Origin of the sequence: Candidatus Nanosyncoccus alces, from assembly GCF_004138395.1 — a bacterium.
Classification (GTDB): Bacteria; Patescibacteriota; Saccharimonadia; order Saccharimonadales; family Saccharimonadaceae; genus Nanosyncoccus; species Nanosyncoccus alces.
Genome location: NZ_PRLM01000006.1, coordinates 134,916 through 153,459, shown reverse-complemented (window position 1 = coordinate 153,459; position 18,544 = coordinate 134,916). Strand labels below are relative to the sequence as shown.

22 protein-coding genes and 1 tRNA gene are annotated in these 18,544 nt (G+C 43.4%); 4 read left to right on the top strand and 19 right to left on the bottom strand.

Translation table 11 applies throughout. The annotated features are described in order from the left end of the window. Positions 1-7: 7 nt before the first annotated feature. Genes G3RUM_RS03405 through rpsB form a run of 7 tightly spaced genes read right to left on the bottom strand, consistent with a single transcriptional unit; the run spans position 8 to position 6,050 of the window. Positions 8-1,234, bottom strand: a complete 1,227-nt coding sequence (locus G3RUM_RS03405; RefSeq protein ID WP_129735385.1) for an aminoacyl--tRNA ligase-related protein — start codon at positions 1,232-1,234, stop codon at positions 8-10. Between the two features lie 18 nt (positions 1,235-1,252). Continuing rightward, positions 1,253-2,107 (bottom strand): CPBP family intramembrane glutamic endopeptidase, encoded by an 855-nt coding sequence (locus G3RUM_RS03400; RefSeq protein WP_129735383.1) that lies wholly within the window; start codon positions 2,105-2,107, stop codon positions 1,253-1,255. After that, positions 2,107-3,417 (bottom strand): M50 family metallopeptidase, encoded by a 1,311-nt coding sequence (locus G3RUM_RS03395; protein ID WP_129735381.1) that lies wholly within the window; start codon positions 3,415-3,417, stop codon positions 2,107-2,109. The genes G3RUM_RS03400 and G3RUM_RS03395 overlap by 1 nt, the downstream gene beginning before the upstream one ends. A 15-nt stretch (positions 3,418-3,432) precedes the next feature. Further along, positions 3,433-4,104: a polyprenyl diphosphate synthase gene (uppS, locus tag G3RUM_RS03390; RefSeq protein ID WP_129735379.1), complete on the bottom strand. Its 672-nt coding sequence runs from the start codon at positions 4,102-4,104 to the stop codon at positions 3,433-3,435. Between the two features lie 31 nt (positions 4,105-4,135). Continuing rightward, a complete protein-coding gene (gene frr / locus G3RUM_RS03385) occupies positions 4,136-4,681 on the bottom strand; it encodes a ribosome recycling factor (protein ID WP_129735377.1) in 546 nt (181 codons plus the stop codon). 58 nt (positions 4,682-4,739) lie between these two features. Further along, complete coding sequence (gene tsf, locus G3RUM_RS03380; protein WP_129735375.1) at positions 4,740-5,330, bottom strand: elongation factor Ts; 591 nt, start codon at positions 5,328-5,330, stop codon at positions 4,740-4,742. 33 nt (positions 5,331-5,363) lie between these two features. Further along, positions 5,364-6,050: a 30S ribosomal protein S2 gene (rpsB, locus tag G3RUM_RS03375; RefSeq protein ID WP_129735373.1), complete on the bottom strand. Its 687-nt coding sequence runs from the start codon at positions 6,048-6,050 to the stop codon at positions 5,364-5,366. 204 nt (positions 6,051-6,254) lie between these two features. Here rpsB and G3RUM_RS03370 point away from each other — a divergent pair, with 204 nt between their 5' ends. Further along, a complete protein-coding gene (locus G3RUM_RS03370; RefSeq protein ID WP_129735371.1) occupies positions 6,255-6,896 on the top strand; it encodes an ATP-dependent Clp protease proteolytic subunit in 642 nt (213 codons plus the stop codon). A 73-nt stretch (positions 6,897-6,969) separates the two neighbouring features. Next, the gene (locus G3RUM_RS03365) at positions 6,970-7,302 is read left to right on the top strand and encodes a type B 50S ribosomal protein L31 (RefSeq protein ID WP_129735369.1); all 333 of its coding nucleotides are present in this window, start codon (positions 6,970-6,972) and stop codon (positions 7,300-7,302) included. Between the two features lie 18 nt (positions 7,303-7,320). On the opposite strand, the gene G3RUM_RS03360 is transcribed toward G3RUM_RS03365, so the two are convergent. Further along, positions 7,321-7,518 (bottom strand): hypothetical protein, encoded by a 198-nt coding sequence (locus G3RUM_RS03360; RefSeq protein ID WP_129735367.1) that lies wholly within the window; start codon positions 7,516-7,518, stop codon positions 7,321-7,323. Positions 7,519-7,665: 147 nt separating this feature from the next. Here G3RUM_RS03360 and G3RUM_RS03355 point away from each other — a divergent pair. Then, positions 7,666-7,756: transfer RNA gene (locus G3RUM_RS03355), tRNA-Leu, on the top strand. Between the two features lie 89 nt (positions 7,757-7,845). On the opposite strand, the gene G3RUM_RS03350 is transcribed toward G3RUM_RS03355, so the two are convergent. From G3RUM_RS03350 to G3RUM_RS03330, 6 genes are all read right to left on the bottom strand, one after another. Then, positions 7,846-8,364 (bottom strand): hypothetical protein, encoded by a 519-nt coding sequence (locus tag G3RUM_RS03350; protein WP_129735365.1) that lies wholly within the window; start codon positions 8,362-8,364, stop codon positions 7,846-7,848. Further along, positions 8,357-8,509 (bottom strand): hypothetical protein, encoded by a 153-nt coding sequence (locus G3RUM_RS03830; protein WP_164998358.1) that lies wholly within the window; start codon positions 8,507-8,509, stop codon positions 8,357-8,359. Before G3RUM_RS03830 ends, G3RUM_RS03350 begins: the two co-directional genes overlap by 8 nt. Before the next feature lie 131 nt (positions 8,510-8,640). Continuing rightward, positions 8,641-10,377 carry an ABC transporter substrate-binding protein gene (locus tag G3RUM_RS03345; protein WP_129735363.1) on the bottom strand — a complete coding sequence of 579 codons (1,737 nt, stop codon included), beginning with the start codon at positions 10,375-10,377 and terminating at the stop codon, positions 8,641-8,643. Between the two features lies 1 nt (position 10,378). Beyond that, positions 10,379-10,606 carry a preprotein translocase subunit SecG gene (gene secG, locus G3RUM_RS03340; RefSeq protein ID WP_164998357.1) on the bottom strand — a complete coding sequence of 76 codons (228 nt, stop codon included), beginning with the start codon at positions 10,604-10,606 and terminating at the stop codon, positions 10,379-10,381. Between the two features lie 16 nt (positions 10,607-10,622). Beyond that, a complete protein-coding gene (locus tag G3RUM_RS03335) occupies positions 10,623-11,945 on the bottom strand; it encodes a GIY-YIG nuclease family protein (RefSeq protein ID WP_129735361.1) in 1,323 nt (440 codons plus the stop codon). 24 nt (positions 11,946-11,969) lie between these two features. Beyond that, the gene (locus G3RUM_RS03330; protein WP_129735359.1) at positions 11,970-13,352 is read right to left on the bottom strand and encodes a hypothetical protein; all 1,383 of its coding nucleotides are present in this window, start codon (positions 13,350-13,352) and stop codon (positions 11,970-11,972) included. Between the two features lie 60 nt (positions 13,353-13,412). Between G3RUM_RS03330 and eno the strand changes: the two genes are divergently transcribed. Beyond that, entirely contained in the window at positions 13,413-14,699 is a 1,287-nt protein-coding gene (eno, locus tag G3RUM_RS03325; protein ID WP_320410494.1) for a phosphopyruvate hydratase, read from the top strand. Here the strand turns inward: eno and G3RUM_RS03320 are convergent. From G3RUM_RS03320 to gap, 5 genes are read right to left on the bottom strand one after another with little or no spacing between them, the layout of a single operon-like run. Continuing rightward, entirely contained in the window at positions 14,685-15,395 is a 711-nt protein-coding gene (locus tag G3RUM_RS03320) for an LOG family protein (protein ID WP_129735357.1), read from the bottom strand. The genes eno and G3RUM_RS03320 overlap by 15 nt on opposite strands. Positions 15,396-15,403: 8 nt before the next feature. Further along, entirely contained in the window at positions 15,404-16,366 is a 963-nt protein-coding gene (locus G3RUM_RS03315) for a carbohydrate kinase family protein (RefSeq protein ID WP_129735355.1), read from the bottom strand. Next, entirely contained in the window at positions 16,366-17,022 is a 657-nt protein-coding gene (locus tag G3RUM_RS03310; RefSeq protein ID WP_129735353.1) for a beta/alpha barrel domain-containing protein, read from the bottom strand. Before G3RUM_RS03310 ends, G3RUM_RS03315 begins: the two co-directional genes overlap by 1 nt. Beyond that, positions 17,015-17,464, bottom strand: a complete 450-nt coding sequence (locus tag G3RUM_RS03305; protein WP_129735351.1) for an RpiB/LacA/LacB family sugar-phosphate isomerase — start codon at positions 17,462-17,464, stop codon at positions 17,015-17,017. Before G3RUM_RS03305 ends, G3RUM_RS03310 begins: the two co-directional genes overlap by 8 nt. Next, a complete protein-coding gene (gene gap / locus G3RUM_RS03300) occupies positions 17,464-18,468 on the bottom strand; it encodes a type I glyceraldehyde-3-phosphate dehydrogenase (protein WP_129735349.1) in 1,005 nt (334 codons plus the stop codon). Before gap ends, G3RUM_RS03305 begins: the two co-directional genes overlap by 1 nt. Positions 18,469-18,544 lie beyond the last annotated feature (76 nt).

Sequence of the window (18,544 nt, the reverse complement as noted above, 5' to 3'; positions counted from 1 at the left end):
TACTCTTTCAAAGTTTGTTTAGATTTGCTAGCTCTATCATCTGACTTTCACCGCTGAAACGGTCAACTAATTCCGCGGCGCCATTGGCCAAAGTCTTGTCAGATATTATAATACGGTACGGCAAGCCAATTAAATCTGCATCAGCGAATTTTTCGCCCGGACGTACGTTACGATTATCAAATAATACCTGATCCTCTCGCCCTCGATAAAACTTCTCGGCTTCTGCCACGCCATTTTCGCCAATCCCCACAAGATAGTATTTGTAAGGCGCTACCTCTTCTGGCCAGACCAAGCCTTTTTCGTCCGCAAACTTCTCAGCTACTACCCCCATCAACCGAGATACGCCGATGCCGTAGCAGCCCATATACACAGTCTGCTGTTTGTTCTTTTCGTCGATATATTTTAGCTCTAGCGGTTCAGAATATTTAAATTTTAGCTTAAAAATATTCCCTACTTCTGCTGCTGTGGTCTCCTCAAACTTCTGGCCCTTTACTCCTAGATCACTTAAAACTTCATCGTTGAATACTTCTTTATTTAATACTGTCGATTTATCAGCATTATAATATACTGTGTCCTCTCCTACTGGCAAAATAGTTTGGAACTCATGTGAGTATCTTGCGAAAATCCCACCACTGGCAAAAGTCTCAAAGGTATCATCGCCAATGCCCAACCGCGCAAAAATTCGTCCATATGCCTGTTCTACTTCAGCATAAAACTTATCTAAATCTTCTTCCGAAGTGTGGAAGCTATACAAATCTTTCATCAAGAACTCACGTCCACGTAAAATCCCGGACTTGGCCCTTAATTCATTACGAAACTTAGTTTGGAACTGATAAACGTAGAGAGGTAAATCTCTATAACTAGAAATATAAGATTTTAGCATGCTAGTAATCGGTTCTTCGTGCGTCGGAGCTAAACCTAGTACCCCGCCGCTAGCTAGCTCAGTCTTGAACCAAATATCTACTTCTTGATCTGAGAATCTGCCAGTCATCTCCCACGGTTCTGGATTTTGCAAAGCAGACATCTGTACCTCTTCACAACCAAGCTTGTTTAATTCCTCACGAATTATACGCTTGATATTTTCAATTACTCTAAGCCCTAACGGTAAGTAGTCGTATACTCCTGCCATTTCTTTATGGATGTATCCCGCACGAGTCAAAAACGCGCCATTTTTGGCCGTCTCGTCTTTTGGGGCTTCTCTTAGCGTCTTTATAAAGGTTTTCGAAAATCTCATACCCTTTATTATACCATACTACCCTATCCCTAATACATACAGCAGATAAAACGCCACACCGTTTTTAACCATATGCATCAAAATCCCAGCATATATTGTACCGGTAGCCTCACGTAGTCCACACAACACGACAGACATCGCAAATACGTTTACGCCAACATTCCATTGCAGATGTATGATCCCGAAAAGTAGCGATACTAAGAATATCGAAATCGCTATTGATGCTGCGTTGGACATTCTTTCTGATAACATTGGCCGAAGTTTGCCATATAACCAACCACGAAAAATTAGCTCCTCAGCTATCGGTGCCACCAGCACCAAAATAACAAATGCTATAATTCGGTCAAATCCAGTGACGTAGATGCTAAACCCTACTTCTTGGGCTTGCTCTGCATCAAACCACGGAAAAATATTAAAAATTGCCACCAATCCAGCTGCAAGTAATGTAGCGACAATAAACCCGACTGGAGCCAATCCGATATCCGTCCAAGTAGGCATACCACTTAATCCTAGGTCATTTCGGCTCATTACGTCTGAAGCCGTTTTGTCATAATGGCCTCCGGTTCTACGGCGATTTGTAATTTTTAATTTTGTTATGATTCTTGGAGTCGCAAACAAAATCCAAATCAAAGCTATAATATATGACAAAGCCGAGTAAAGCGCCGTCGGTACCGGCTGCAAAAAAGTTTCCCGTCCCAGAGTCCACAGCATCAAATATCCTACAACCAGTTGTGCCACAATCACCGCAGCCGCTACCCATATCAATAGCCCCAATACCTTTAAGGCTAATCTCCGCCACTGCTTTTGCAAGGACTTTTGGCGCGAAGTTTTATTGGATGTCTTTTTTGCTATACTGCTTTTGTCTTTTATCATTACTGCACTATCCTCACGATATCCAGAATCGTTACGATAAAGATAATGGCTAGAAGCACCACAAAAGCACGAGATACAATCTTCTCTTCAACTTCCTTGGTAAGCTCTTTTTTGCGTAATTTGTAAATTGCAATAAGGAGCCATCGGCCACCGTCTAGCGCAGGGATTGGCAGCACGTTCATACAAGCCAAAGAAACAGATATTAATGCTGCCAAAAAGGCTAAATTAGTTGGTCCAGCCGAAGTAAACGCGGGGAATAACACGCCGATAATCCCTACTGGCCCAGAAACCGAATCCTTCACCTCATTTAATACTTCCTGCCCTTCTTCTCTGACTTCAGAGTTAGAACTAAACAACTGCGCAGTGCCAGATACCAAATTTCCAATCATGGTCCCGACACCCTTAAATGTCTCGCCAGTAAGTTGCGCAGTAAGCCCAATTCCTACAATCGGCGCCGACCAAGTGGCGTAAGACAATGATTGTGAAGACGACATTGTTACACCCAACAAATATTCGGCATCAGCCGGGTTAAGGGTAACCACGGTTTCGACTATTTCAGCGTTTTTGTTACAATCACAAGTTTCATCTTTGCACTCCGGTAGTTTAATACAATCTTCGCTCACTCCGCGTATTATGGTATATCTCACTTCTTCATTAGCGCGCGCCGAATTATAATCCGTAATATCACTTGAATAAGCCACAGCATTACCGTCTACTGCTAAAATATAATCGTCTACTTTAATTCCGGCTTTATCTGCTGGCGAACCTTCCGCTACCGAAGTTATCTGTACCGGCACAGACTCTATTCTCGTGTCGCTTGCTACCTTGAACTGGTCGTCTAAGAACTCTGGCATTCCTGTCCAGGCCAAAACTGTAAAAACAATTATCGCAATCAACCAGTTCATCGTTACGCCGGCAAATAATATTTTGGTCTTTGCCCAAAATCTAGCTTTGCCAAAGGTTCCCGCCCGCGTGTCGGCTGCTGATTCGCCATCCATCTGGCAGAAACCGCCAATCGGTAACCAGTTTAAGCTAAAAACCATCCCTTTTTGAGCAAAAGCTTTACGCTCGCCATTGGAATAAACCACCTTTGTAGTTTTCTCTTTCTCCCACTCTTTGCGCGGCAGCCGGCGCCATTTGCCGGTCTTCGGATCTTTTATCCAGGCAATCGCTCGCGGCGGGAACCCAATCCCAAATTCTAATACATTCACCCCATTGCGCCTAGCTGCAATAAAATGCCCAAATTCATGTGCTGTCACCAAAAACATCAGCACCAACAATCCTACAACCACACCTATAAATATATCCATAACCCTATTATATCATTATTTTCCAAACCGTCTATTGCGGCTTTCATATTCCTCTAGAATCATCTGGATGTCCGCGGCCTCCATTTCTGGGAAATATTTTTCTAAAAACATAAATTCAGCGTATGCTGCTCGCCATAGCATAAAGCCGCTAATTCGCTCTTCACCGCTAGTTCGCACCACCATATCCAAATCTGGCACTTCTGGGTGGTAGAGATGTTTGCGGATGGTGGCTGGCGTAATTTCGCCTTCTGCCTCTATTGCGATGTTCGCTGCATCAGCAATTTCTTGCTCACCACCATAATTAAAACAAAAACATGCCGTGGTGCCAGTGCAATCTTCCGTAATTTTTTCGGCCTTTTCAGCTAACGAGGTCAAAGTAGGGTTTACCTTGCCTCGCGAACCCAAAATCAGCAACTTTACATTGTTCGCTGCCATCTTTTCGGCCATTTTAAGAATTTTAGTTTCGGCCAGCTTCATAATGTAATCTACTTCTGACTTTTCACGCCCCCAGTTTTCAGTGCTGAAAACATAAAAAGTTACATATGGTATGCCGGCCCTCGCCGCTGCCTCTACCAACGTCTCGATAGTCTTTAATCCCCTCTTGTGGCCTTCTATCTTTGGTAAATTATTTTCTTTCGCCCACCGCCTATTTCCGTCGGCAATAATGCCTAGATGCTTCAAATTCATTGAAAAATTCCTCTAATATGATATAGCAAGACTATAGCTTCATTATTTCTTCTGACTTGCCTTTAAATTCAGCCTCGACTTTATCGTTGAACTCTTTAGTAAGATCGTCAATTTCTTTCTCAGCACGTTTCTTTACATCTTCGCCCATTTCCGTGGCAATTTTTACGGCCTTTCTTGCATCTTCACGCACATTACGAAGTGCTACTTTAGCTTCCTCCACTTTAGCCGAAACGTTTTTAACGATCTCTTTACGACGTTCCTCCGTGAGCGCCGGAATTGGCACACGAATTATACGGCCATCGTCTGCCGGATTGAGTCCCAACGATTGATCAGTCCGAATCGCCGCCGCAATTGCCTGAATATTAGTCGGATCAAACGGAGTTATCACTAGTAAAGTCGCATCGGCCGCAGTGATATTTGCCACTTGGTTTAGGGGCATAAATTGTCCATAAACTTCTACTTTCACACCAGAAAGCATATCCGGATGCGCCCTTCCGGTACGTACTTTCTTCATCTCACCTTTGAACCGTTCAATCACCGCCTCCATTTTTTTACGATCTTCTGCTACGTCAAACATAATAACTCCTTTTTATAACTCTATTATATATCAAAAACAGCCCCGCAGGGCTATTTTCTTATTCGGTTACACCAAGTTCAATGCGTTTGAACTGCCTTACGGTGATATTTTCACCAGTCTTAGCAATTGCTTCCTTAATGAATTGTTCCACAGTTTTAGAATCATCCAAGATATACGGTTGGTTCATCAAGACTTTGTCAGCAAAAGCTTTCTTCATTTGGCCTTCCAAAATCTTCTCTTTCATATTCTCTGGGCCTTTGAAGTTGGCTTCAAGCTCTTTAATCTTGGCAGCGCGCACTTCTTCTGGGATATCTTCTTCTGATACATAAAGTGGTGCCATCGAGGCTACTTGCATTGCAATTTGATGTGCCAAAGTCTTGAACTCGTCAGTCTTGGCCACGAAAGAGGTCTCGCAGTTTACTTCTACGATTGCGCCAAGGCGTCCATCGTGAATATAAGAATCTACCAAACCTTCACGGGTCTCACGGTCGCCACGCTTCTCGGCCTTGGTTAGACCTTTTTTGCGCATTGCCTCAAGTGCTTTGTCGAAATCGCCATCAGCTTCTACTAATGCTTTTTTAGCATCAGTTAATCCTGCGCCAGAGAGCTCCTTTAATTTTTTAATTTGTTCAACTGAAATTTCAGCCATAGTTTTTGCCTCCTTAAGTTAATTTTACGCAAGTTATTTCTTGCCTTCCTTGACTGCTTCTACGAAGTAATCAAGAATCAGTTTAGTTGCCTTGATCGCGTCATCGTTCGCCGGAATTACATAATCAATATTGCTTGGGTCTACGTTGGTATCCGTGATAGCAAATACCGGGATATTTAGCACCTTGGCTTCCTTGATGGCATTCTTGTCTTCAATTGCATCAATTACAATCACTGCCGCTGGCTGCTCGGTCATATCCTTAATGCCGCCATAGCGTTCGTTTAGCATGTCAATTTCTTCTTGGAAGCGTTGAACTTCTAGCTTAGAATAACGATTCTCTAGTTCGCCACTCGCCATCCGGCGTTCCAAATCCTTGAGTTTCTTAATCTGGCGATTTACTGTGGCCACGTTAGTTAGCGTGCCGCCAACCCAGCGTACCGTTACATATGGCATCTCTACAGATTCCGCCGCCTCCTTTACGGCGTCTTTCATCTGCTTTTTAGTGCCGACAAACAATACCTTCTTACCGCTCTTTACAATTTCGGTGATTTTTGGCAAAGCCACTTCTAGGCCTTCCACGGTCTTCTCTAGATTAATAATATGCGCGTTTTGGCGTTTAGAATGGATATATGGCGCCATTTTTGGGTGCCAACGACTCGTTTTGTGACCAAAATGGGCCCCAGCTTCGAGCAAAGCTTTCATATCGACATTCACTGTCATAATATGATTTCCTTCCCTTTGATTACGGACTTTCAGAGCCAAGATACCCCAGGAAACCTCCCGTAATCTGTTTCGTTAAATTAGTATACTTTCTAATTATACCACACATGCTTGCAAAAAGCAAGATTGTTTGTTAAAATCGGCGCAGCACTGCCCTCCTCATGTCATGGGGGGGGGTAGCAATCTTAAAAGGAGGTGGCAGTAATGCTACACAAAATCCCAGACGAAATCGTCAGGATTGGTTGCACGATAGAAGAATACCAAAACCTTAGGTCCACGGAAGAACGGAGACTCTACCTCTCTCGCGCAATCTATTCTCTTGATGATGAGGACAGCGTCAATGAGTATCTGTCCACGGCCGCGCAGATTGTCCAACTCATCTTCGAGTTCAACGCAGAGGATAGGGAGCTCCCACCAGACCAGCGTCGCCCTATCAAACTTTTTATCAATTCTCCTGGTGGGGACGTCGCCGAAGGCTTTCCGCTTGTAGCGGCAATTGAGCTTTCAAAGACTCCCGTCTACACTATCAACATAGGAGAATGGAACTCAATGGCCTTCTTGATCGGTATCACCGGACACAAACGTTTCGCACTGCCGTACACGAAGTTCCTTCTTCATGAGGGGTCACTATTCGCCGGCGGTTCCACCAATAAGGTGCAAGACAGAGTGGAATTCGATAAGCGTTTTGAGCAAGAAATCGTTAAAGAACATATCCTGAAGCACAGTAATATGACGGGGTCAGACTACGATGCTCTTGCTCGCGTAGAGTATTACATGCTTCCCGAGGATGCTATCAAGCGCCATTTCATCGATGAGATCATCGAGGATATCGAAGCTGTCCTATAAGTACCTTAAAGCGGGCTATTGCCCGCTTTTTACTTTACTTTTTTTAATATCTCTGATATAATAGCCAACAATTATGAGTAAAAAAGAGTTACATCCTAAGGATTATCGCGATGTCGTCTTTTCGGACGAAGCTGCAGGTTTTTCATTTTTGACTAAATCTACAGCAAAAAGTGAAGAAACTATCAAGTGGGAAGATGGTAAAGAGTATCCGTTGGTTAAGGTGCAGATCTCTTCTGCTAGCCACCCGTTCTTCACTGGCGAAGAGAAGATTATCGATACCGAAGGTCGCGTCGACCGCTTTAAAGCTCGTGCCGCCAAGGCTGCCAAGATGAAAGAGGCTCTCGAAAACAAAGCCAAAAAGGCCGCCAAAGAGGCTGAGAAAAAAGCCAAGGCTGAAGAAAAATAAAAAATAGCCTCTCCGAGGCTATTTTTTCTGTAGATGTACTGCAGAAGAGTCAGAGCTCATATCCGGCGCTACTCTGCCCATTGCTGAAGATCCCGCATCGGGTAAAAGAGCCGCAAAAACTGTGACCACCGCCACCAAAATCAGACCTAAGATTCCGAAGATTTGCTTTTTCGTTCCTTTCATAGTTACTTTCTTTTTATGTTTATTTTTATTCATAAGGTCACATTGACTATATAGAGTAATGTTCCTTATGGTTCTTATTAGCATTATAGTTTATATGATTATGATCGTCAATGGGGTCATATTGATAAAAAACCTCCTAAATCCTAGATATATGTTATAATATAAAAAGCGCATTGTTATGCGCGCGTGGTGGAATTGGTAGACACGCTACCTTGAGGTGGTAGTGGCTATACTTACGGCTGTGCTGGTTCGAGTCCAGTCGCGCGCACCAACTGCCTAATAGATAACACCGAACGCGGTGTTATTTTTTTAACATGAAATTGCCCCTCCTAAGAGGGGCAAAGTATGAAGTTGGAGCGATTACTCGGTTTCTTCATTGTCGTTTTCGTCTTCAGACTCAATGTCATCAAACAGGCTACCGAACAACATATCGCCGAACTCAATCAGTGCATTGGGGATAGGAGTTCTCAAGGCTGACGCCATATAGGAGAAGATCAGGCAGGGGATCAGCAACTTATGCTGATAGAACCCTCTGATGATGGGTAACGAGAAGCCGATGTTAAGCTCCTCTATTTCTCCACTGACGACATAATTGATCAAAGCGACAAACTCTTCCTGAGAGAGCGCGTCGATCGTCTTCGCGGCTTTTTCGCTGAACTTATTCTCACGAAGAGCCTTTCTTAACTTCTTAGGGATCTGTTCATAATCGTTCTTGCCCTGATCCCAACAACAGCCATTGGCGGCAGGGCGCATAAAGCCGAAAATGTCGACCACGGTCGCGGTGTGGTTGATGATCAGCTGCATAATCTCATCGGTCAGAGCATCTTTTGACGCAGCTATTGCTGCAATCTCCAGCGTGACGAAGGCGAGGCTATGCATGCCTTCTGTGAAGTGGGGGGGGGGTGCCATCTTTTACAAAATTGAACCCCTCCATCACCTCGGCGATAAAAGCACTGTCGTTGGCGTAAATCGCCTCGCAGAGCTCTTCTCTTTCCAGAGAAATATAATCTTCAGTTCTTTTCATGAATATCACTCCAATTCTAAAATTTCAAAGCTCCTGAAGAAAAGCTTCTGCCCTAATTATAACACACATGCTTATTTTTGTCAATACAAAAAAACAATATTGCCACAAAAATCAACAGCTAGGATCACTCTTTACGGTGTTTTGTTTTTTATGGCTTTTGTCACTGCCCAATCAGTAAGATCGGTAAATCGGTCCAGTGCCGTAACTAACCGTACATTATTACTAAATGTTCGCACATTGCGATTATAAAAATACGTCAAATTTGGTTGGTATAAACCGATTGCCGGCACGCCATTTACCCAATATTCCAGGAAAGTCTCATACTTCCTAGCGCGTAGAGTTTCGTCTAAAGTATCGCGCGCACCTAGCAATAAATCATCCACCAAAGCATTACGATAGTTAGATAAGTTCAATCCTGTGCCCGATGCTTGCGATGAATGATAATACGGCAGAGGGTCCGGATCTGCCCCTAACTCTACTTCATAGACTAAAATGTCGTAGGCCCGCTTTGATATAACACCATTCACGAAATCTTGATTTTCTTCATGTGTAGAGACATTTACCTCAAACCCCAAGTTATTCAACTCATCTGCGAGTGCGGTCGCTACCTCAGGTAAAAACCCAGAATTAACTGTGGCTATCTCTATATTCACTGGATCATTCCCTTTGAGTTCAGTAATCTTAGCCTTGGCGGCTTCATAGTCTCTAGTCGGGATTGTCGGATAGCTAGACAATTTTATCTGAGAAGCCAATAATGGATAATCTAGCGCTGTCGTACCTGGTGCTGCCGCCCGAACTTTTTCTATATCTATCCCCTGCCGTATTGCTGCTCGCATTTCGACATTTTTCATAACATTACTCGTAGTATTAAAGAATATGTACGCTCCAGAATTCAAACTAGAATCCTTCTGTATAAATTGATCAGAAGTTACTAAAGGGCTATCCGCGTCGGATAATTCCGCTGTCGCTGTGACCGCACCGGAATTTATAGCGTTTGCTACCGCAGACTTATCCTTATAAGTATGTACCGCAAAGCCGCTCAGCAAACCGCGTCCCTTATAATAATACGGATTTGAAGATAGATAATATACTTTTTCGTCACTGACCGAAGTAGACTGTAGTGCATTAAAACTAAATGCTCCCGACGTTACTGGCGAATTGGAAAAACTGTCTTCTAACAGTGTTCTAGGGTCTGAATCTTCCAGCTCGTGTTTTGGCACGACTGGTATGTTAAGTGCAGAAAGAAAATCAGCATAAATAGACGGCAAAATAAAAACAATCTCCCCATTCTCTCCTTCCGATATTTTTACATTAGCAAGGTTCGCATCGTAAACCGAGTTTACCGCTGGATTTTTAATTAAATCCAAGGTAAAAATGACATCCTCGTTCGTAATCGGCATGCCGTCAGACCACTTTAGCCCCTCGCGAAGTTTCAAGGTCCAGACTTTGCCATTCTCGCTCGGTAGTACCGACTCTGCTAACCCGACTCCCGGATGCCCAGAATAATCTATTGTAGTAAGGGTAGCAAACATTAATCGGCTCAACACTTTTTCGCTATTAGTAGTAGCAAAAAGCGGGTTCAGAGAGTTAACGTCTCCAACGGTAGCTTCAGTATAGGTTCCACCGTTACTAAACACGTCTTCAGAATAGGAATCGCCAAACCACAGGGCCTGAGTAATGGCCAACATAATTAGTGCCACTATGAGCAAACTCCACTCCAAGATGAGCAACCTAATATTTGCAATATGCGAGAAACGACCAATTAAGTTTTCTTTGATATGTTCTTTGCTTTCCTCGCTTGCCTTAATTGAGGCGCGCGAAAACTTTCTCAAGAACTTTTGCCCACGCTTTTTGATAGAATTTTCCATATTATGCCGGAATTAATAATAGCCCCAAGATAGATAATACAAACACTATTGCAAACACGATTGTTGCAATAAAAAGAGATTTTTCTAAGCCACGTCTAGTCGTATATAGCTCACCAGAGCTACCAAACCCCGCCCCCAAAGACGCTCCACGTTGTTGCAATAATATCAGAAGAATAGTCAAAATCGCCGAAATAAAAGTAACAATTTCTAGAAAATTTCCTATTTGCATAAAATAACTCCTAGAATTATTTTAGCATGTTCTTTCTTTTGAGTAAAGAGTGGTAGGCGATAGCGAATCTATGTGCCTCTTCATCTATCCGCGCAATCAGGCGTGAAATATGCGAGCCACTGGGTAGTTCCAGATGTTCCAATCCGGGGGAATCTGGAGGCTGGCAATCCGAAGAAGAGGACTTTGGACGCGCCTCAAGGTCGGAACGCTTTGGAAACACTAGAGTCACGCTCGCACTTTTTGAGTGATTGCCCGACTTATTGCGTCCGATCACTGGTATATTATACTGTTCCACTAATGGCAGAACCGCTTTTACTTGCGTAATCCCACCGTCTAAGATCATTAAATCCGGATATTCCCACTCCTTATGCTTTAGTCTTCGCGAAATCACCTCTCGCAAACTCTTTAAATCATCACTCGTGCTAGTGCGAACCTTAAATTTACGATACTCGCTTCTCGCCGCCGCCCCATTAATAAATACTACCATACTTCCTACCGTGTTGACCCCAGATTGGTGTGAAATATCGTAACCCTCTATACGGCGCGGTGGCTCGGACAAGTTTAGTAACTCTTGCAATTGTCGCAAAGCCTGATCATTTGAAATATCCAAGAATTCTTTGTCTGAAAAGACAATTTTTTTCTTTAGCTCTCTTAAGCCAAACAACTGGTTGCGTGCCTCGGCGGCAAGTTCGTAATTCCCCTTGCTGGACTCGTTCAACATAGTTTTTTCTAACTCTTTCAGTAATTTTTCACGGTCACCCTCTAAATACCGAATTAACTTCCTAAGATTCCGTTTGTAATCTTTGGCCGAGGTTTTCCCAATTTCTATTCCTGGAGTTAGTCCTAGGTCAGTATCCAAAGTCTTTTTACCATTATAGGGGCGGGTATAATATGGGAAAATTCGCCTCAAGACTCTTACGGCTTTTTCTACTGCAGACTTCCCGTAAAACGGTCCAATATAAGTCGCCTTGTCGTCCATTGGATTACGTGTGAAAGATACATAAGGAACCTCGTCTTTCATGTTGATCCTCACATAGCTCACGGTTTTATCGTCGCGAAGCAAAATATTCCACTTTGGCATGTAGCGTTTAATCATCTCGGATTCCAAAAATAGTGCATCCATTTCGGTATCCACTACAATCCAATCAGTATCGGCAATCTCACGCACCAAAGCTTCAGTTTTTACATCCTTGTGTGTTTTTTGGAAATATTGTCTTACGCGATTTTTTAACACTGCCGCCTTCCCTACATATATTATTTCGCCTACAGTGTTCTTATGAAAATAAACCCCCGGAGCCACCGGGAGTTTACTGAGTTTTTGTTTTAAAGCCTCATTCATCTTCTAATTATATCACACTTATGTCTAATTGTCAACTGGTAGATCATACATACTAGAGAAAACCTCTTGCAATACATCCGAAAAGTCCGTGTATTCTACCGGTTCCGGCACATTGACATTAGTCGGGTAAGAAAAGCCTAAATCAATCGTTAAGGTGACTTTGTTGTCATTAAGACTGGAAGCAAGATAAAGACGAGTAAAATTATAATCATTGTCGACTTCTGCGTAAATTGTCGGGAAGTCATTCACTATTTCTACCACGTCTTCTCCACTGATTCTAACGTTATCGCTCCAGTTTAAACAAGAATATAGATTTGCTGTCATTTCAGAATTTTGGATAGAATTGACATAATTTGCAAAATTTTCGCTGTCTACTACAACCTGGTACACAGGGTAATCTTTGCTTTCGATCGAGACGTTCTCATTTGTGGAGGTTATGAACGGATATTTGCTATATAACTCCGCTGAACTATTGCTATTAGTATTGATGTCGCTCACTAAATTGGTGATACAGCTTATATCACTCTCTGCTACAAGCCCTTCATTCAGGACATTTAATTCGTCCACCGAGACTCTCAACCATTCTCCATCAATCACATCTACGATTTCGAGCATAGAAGCAAAATACTCGATAGTATCTGAGTTCAGCATATTCTGTGCGCCATCACCCAAGACATTCAGCTCTGTGTCATTAATTTCCAGGCCTTCGCACTCTTCGTCGGTGCAAAGTATTTCCTCGAGCTCCGTTGTCTGGCAATAACCATCATCGCCACAATCTACCTCCGCCGGCAACTGTCCGGATAGGTTCAAAAGATACAACAAACCAGACTCTTCGAGAGCACTTTGTGCCCCATCGATCTTGAAGTATAGGTCGCCATTTCCTGCATAAACTTCGTCAAAATCAATCGATAAATCCCCTACATTGCGGATGGTCGCCGTCACCTTTGCCGAAGAATTGTTAATCATCGAACTGGTGATTAAACCCGAATTCAGGGTAATCTTCACGTTAGAAATTGGCGAGAATTGATCATTTATTGCTATGTTGATATCTCCATCAATTGCTACGTTAGCCGGAGCATTACCGCTCATGATCTTATTCATAGCCGCAGTGACAGGGTCGGTCTTATTGAGATTAATAAGAACTATAGCGGCTGCAACGCCACCTATTAGCAGCACTGCTGCTGCGGCAATTATCCCAGCAATTAGCCCGGTCTTCTTCTTTTTCACCGGAAGCGTTGCTGGTGCAGCTTGTTCCATCGGCCGGCCAGTCGGTGCTAGAGATCCTACTGCCACTGTAGAGGTCATGTTTCCTGATACCTGTTGCGCCGGCGCAGATACCGGGTTAGGCTGGCTCATGACCGGGTTTGGGTTAAGAGGATTTGGCGTTTCCCCTGGGTTTTCATTCATTAAAAAACTCCTTGTTTTAACGATTCTTATGTTTAATTATAACATGTTATAATAATGTTTATGGATAATTTTATGATTTCAGATATCAAAGCAAGACAAGTTTTAGATTCTAGAGGCAACCCAACGGTAGAAGCTGAAGTCTTTCTAGAGAATGGTACCTTCGGTCGGGCTATTGTGCCTTCTGGAGCCTCCACTGGTACTCTCGAAGCACTGGAACTCAGAGATGGCGACGAGAGCCGCTATAATGGAAAAAGTGTTTTTAAAGCTGTTTGGAATGTGAATTCTAAGATTAGGGACGTGCTGGTAGGCAATACGGCCGATCTACGTGCGGTGGACGAGATGATGCTAGAACTAGATGGCACCGAGAATAAATCCAATCTTGGCGCCAATGCAATATTGGCTGTTTCCCTGGCTAACGCTAAAGCCAATGCGCGTGCTCGGAAGATGCCATTCTATAAATATATTGCAGAACTTGCTGGTACTACAAGAGAAATGTCTATTCCCTTGCCGATGATGAACGTTATGAATGGTGGTGAACATGCTTCATGGGCTACAGATTTTCAAGAATACATGATTGTGCCAGTTGGTGCCGGCAATATTGCTGAAGCCGTGCAAATGGGAGCGGAAGTCTTCCATGCCTTAAAAAAAGTTCTGGAAGAACGTAACTATCCGACCACGGTAGGCGATGAAGGCGGTTACGCTCCTAGGGTACGTGAAGGTAACAACGAACCACTCGAATGCATTAAATATGCAGTAGACAAAACAAGATATCAATTCGGCAAAGATATCGCTATTGCCATGGATATTGCTGCTAGCGAGTTTTACGACAAGGATCATTACGTGCTTAAAACTAATGGAGACTGGAAATCAGCAGACGATTTAATTAATTGGTATACGTGGATCATTGACAATTATCCAGTAGTGTCTATTGAGGATGGCCTAGCTGAAAACGATTGGGCCAACTGGAAAATCCTGACTGAACGCCTCGGTAATCGCGTACAACTAGTAGGGGACGATTTATTCGTCACTAATGTTAAGTTACTAGAACGCGGTATTACCGAAAAAGCGGCCAATGCCATATTGATCAAACCAAACCAGATTGGCACTTTGTCGGAAACTATTGACGCGGTGCTTTTAGCTAAAAAATCTGGTTACAAAACTATTATGTCACACCGTTCTGGCGAAACCGAAGATGTCTCTATCGCCCACTTGGCAGTCGGCCTTGGCACTGGACAAATCAAAACCGGTTCTCTTTCCCGTTCTGAACGTATTGCCAAATATAATGAATTAATTCGCATCTCGGAGAGCAATTCTAGGCTTGGTTTGACGAACTTATTTTGTCGCTAATGATGATGCTTCCCTAAACCCGTCATAGAAATTCTCCGAAATCTTCGGATGCCCAATCTTATTAGCAGCATCTACTACTTTTTGCACATCATCTGTAATCGTAAAAATCCCTGCATCTTTTACGTTTATCAGTTTCAGCATCATCATCTTACCAATAATTTTATCAAATGCCTTCCAGTAATCTTTTCCAATCAAAAATACTGGCATTTTCGGCATTTTTGCTTCTTGCATCAAACACAAAATTTCGGACAACTCATCCATTGTTCCGAATCCGCCTGGAAAAAATACAAAAACCTTTGCCGACATCGCGAGCGAAACTTTACGCGCAAAAAAATACTCAAAAGTTATGCAGTCCGTAAGGTATGGGTTGGGAAATTGTTCATGCGCAAGCGTAATGTTAAGACCAATGGATCTGCCGCCTAATTCGTAGGCGCCATGGTTGGCTGCTTCCATGATTCCTGGCCCACCACCAGTAATCACGGTGTGCCCATTTTCTGCTAGTAGCCCTCCTAACTTATAGGCCATTTTACAATACTTATTATTCTGTGCTAGCCTTGCCGAGCCAAAGAAGGTCACCCCTTGCGAAAACGATCGTACTATCTGTAATCCCCGCCCTAAATCTTTGGCATAAGCGTTAGCACGTTCCAAATCGGCAATCGATAATTTTTTTAATAATTCCTCTTCAGTTTTTAACATAAAATTCCTTACAATTTTTGCATTGGCATTGGGTGAAGCGGTTCACTGCCAGTAAGAATCCCTTTGTTCGCGCCAAGCTTGGACACTACCGCAGTAGAGTTAGCTGAAGCGAATATTAACGAGCTTTTGAATGATTTGCCGGCCGCCAAATGTGCCAAGAGTCCTGAACCAAACGCATCACCAGCCCCGGTTGCGTCCTTTACCTGGCGGTCTTCGTAGATGCCAAATCTATAAACTTCCGCACCATTTCCAGCAATACCGCCCATCGCACCATCTGTAATAATCACTGTTTCCACGTAGCTGCTCAACCTATACAACAATTCAACCAACGTCGCACCTGGCACGATTTTGGCTGCCTCAGATTTATTAACGTTCAATACATCTACATACTTTAATAAACCAATTAACTCTTTGGCGTTCTCTAACTCCTTTACTCCAGGATTGAACATAATCTTTACGCCCATCGCATGAGCTTTTTTAAAGAATCGCGTTAAAGTATCCATATCGCCACGCAAAGTCGTAACATAAAGCCAATCTGGTTGGGCCAAATCTAAATCTCCCTCTGAAAAATTCCCAAACTGCTCGCTCGCTCCACGACAAGTCAATATTGTACGCTCTCCACTTTTGGTATCTAGTAATACTACAGAAGTACCAGTAGTCTTGCGCTCCAAAAAATTAATGTAGCTCGTATCTACACCCTCGCGGTCCAAAGCTTTGATAATTGCTGCCCCAGCTGGGTCGCGCGCAACATTGCCTAAAAAGATTGCTTCATGACCATGCCGCGCAAAAGTAATCGCCGAGTTAACTCCGCCACCACCCACTTCGTAAGAAAGCTTATCAATGTCTACCTTGGACCCAACTAAGACTTTACCAAAAATTGACGCATCGCCAATGCTAGTTGCCACTAGGTCATCGTGGTCTATTAGATAAATATCCTGTAGAGCACTTCCGAGCGAGACAATTCTTGCCATCACAAAACTACCCCATTTTTATCAATTTCGGCCACTAACTCTTGGAATGTTTCAGCAGGATTAGGAGACAGCGCTATCGCCGCACCTACATTAATTACATCCAGATCTGCATGCGCAAGGGCACGCACGTTGGAGATATTAGCTCCGCCATCCCAGCCAATCTCTACCTCTGGCTTCATATTGCGAACTAGCGGGATTTTTTCTGTTTGCATCATATCGGCTTGTCCCCCTTGCACCCCCAAATGTCCAGCGAAGATTAATACATGGTCCGCTGCCTCGATATATTGTTTTACATTACCCGGGTATGTAGTTGGCAGCAATGCCACACCCACTCTAATACCCGCATTTTTTAAAGTATTGAAAGTCGGCAATAAATCTTCGCTGGCCTCAGCATGCAAAATACATAAAGCTGGACTGAGTTTTAAAATAGTGTCGACATATTCCGAAGGTTTGGATACCATAAGATGCAAATCAGCTTCCCAGTTCTTCGGCCACCAAATATTGGTGATGTCTAACGTTTCGGAAGGAGCAAATTCGCCATCCGTAACATCTATCTGTACACGACGCGTAAAGGCATTAATCCTCTCTATTTGCTCGCGATACTCTTGTTTATTATCGGACAAAACCGTCGGCACTATCGAGACAGTTCTAATCATAATCTCCCCTTTCGTCTAAACGATTAATTCGCCGCACTCGGCGTTCCAAATTCTCAAAACCTGTTTCAATAAAAGTAGATGCAATTTTGTTTGCCTTTTCGTCATCAACGAAGTGCGCAGATAAACATAGCACATTGGCATCATCGTGCTCACGAGCCAATCTTGCGGATTCTGTATTCTCACAGTGTGCCGCTCGGACGCCCTTGAATCGGTTGGCCTGTATAGTCACACCATGTGCCGAATCACAAACCAAAACTCCTAGAGTATTAGGATTTTCACGTACTTCCTTCGCTACTGCTATTGCTGCATCGTTAAAGTCGTCGCCCTCAACGTATTCATAGGCGCCCTTATCGACCACCTCGCAACCCTGTTCTACTAAAAACTTTGCCAAACTATCCTTTAGCTTCAACCCGCGATAGTCTGCACCCACAAAGACCTTCATTAAGCGCCCTTTCCAAAGTCTACAGCTAGCTCTACTAAGCGATTAGAATACCCCCACTCATTATCGTACCAAGCCACGATTTTTACCATATTGCCACCAACGACATCAATTAATGGCAAATCTACTACGCAAGAATGTGGATCACCAATAAAATCAGATGATACTAACTCCTCTTCAGTTACCCCAATGATCCCCTCGTAGTATGGCTCTTTGGCAGTCTTCTTAAAGAGGCGGACTAGATCTTCTTTGGTAGTATCACGTTTTAAAATCGCGGTAATATCGGACAACGAAACTACCGGTGTAGGTACGCGAATTGACAGTCCATTGAATCTATCCTTTAGGCTAGGAATAGTCAAAGCCGCAGCCTTAGACGCTCCAGTAGAAGTCGGTACTATGTTTTCTGCTGCGCTTCTAGCCTCGCGTAAGTCTTTGGCTGGCGCATCTAGGATTCGTTGTGAACCAGTGTAAGAATGTACAGTAGTCATCATGGCCTTATCTATGCCGAACTCATCCTCTAGTACTTTCATAACTGGCGCTATGCAATTAGTAGTACAAGAAGCGTTGGAAATGATTTCATCATCCGTTTTTACGATTTCCTCATTTACACCTAGTACTACGGTTTTGGCGCCCCCACCTTTAGCTGGGGCCGAAATCACCACCTTCTTCGCGCCAGCCTTAATATGCGCACGAGCATCTTCTGGTTTAGTAAAAAATCCGGTAGATTCTATTACCACATCTACACCCAAGTTTTTCCACGGTAAGGCTGCCGGATCTTTTTCGGCAAAAACTGGGATTTCGCGTGAATTTATAAAAATCGATTTTTCGCCCGCGGAAATCTTTTTGTCGTAAGCTCCGTAGGAAGAATCATGTTTCAAAAGATGTGCCAAAGTTTTAGCATCAGTGATGTCATTAATCGCTACCACTTGCGCGTCCCGACGCTCTAATAATATTTTCAACGCATTCCGGCCAATTCTCCCAAAGCCGTTAATCGCCACCTTTACCATGTTACCTCCTAATTCTACTTATGTCTATTATATCACGAAAACACAAAAAACAACCGTACGAAACGGTTGTTTTTGG